1 pseudogene is annotated in these 434 nt (G+C 48.4%); it reads left to right on the top strand.

Annotated features, from left to right (window positions below):
- Nucleotides 1–19 precede the first annotated feature (19 nt).
- Nucleotides 20–434, top strand: a pseudogene (locus tag BHE89_RS20875) (RNA-guided endonuclease InsQ/TnpB family protein); the annotation flags it as partial.

Below are 434 nucleotides of genomic sequence, written 5' to 3'. Positions count from 1 at the left end.
TCATTGATGGCGCGATAAAAAATCCCCGAAAATCGCACCGATTGAAGCGCGTTTACATCGTGAAAATTACGGGGGGCGCTGAAAAAGTATCACACTGAGCCGCAGCGCAACCGGAAAAATACTATGCGTCACTACTCTGTGATGACGGGGTAGAAGCACCGGCAAAGCCAACATTGATATCAAATATCACGGAGCTTGATGTGGGGCTGAGTCATTACGCCATCAAATCAGACGGCAATAAGATTGCTAATCCGCGCCACCTTATCAATGCCAGCCGTCACCTACGTCGAAAACAAAAAGCCTTATCTCGCAAGCAAAAAGGGAGTGCTCATCGCCGTAAAGCCCGAATACAGCTTGCAGGTGTACACGAACGGGTAGCCAATGCCCGTGCTGATTTTCAACACAAACTCTCTCGTGCAATTGTTGACGAAAAC

The organism is Shigella sp. FC1967 (assembly GCF_001743005.1).
In the GTDB taxonomy this organism is placed as follows: Bacteria; Pseudomonadota; Gammaproteobacteria; order Enterobacterales; family Enterobacteriaceae; genus Proteus.
Note: the sequence above shows the minus strand (reverse complement) of the source record. Positions and strands in the feature narration are given on the sequence as shown.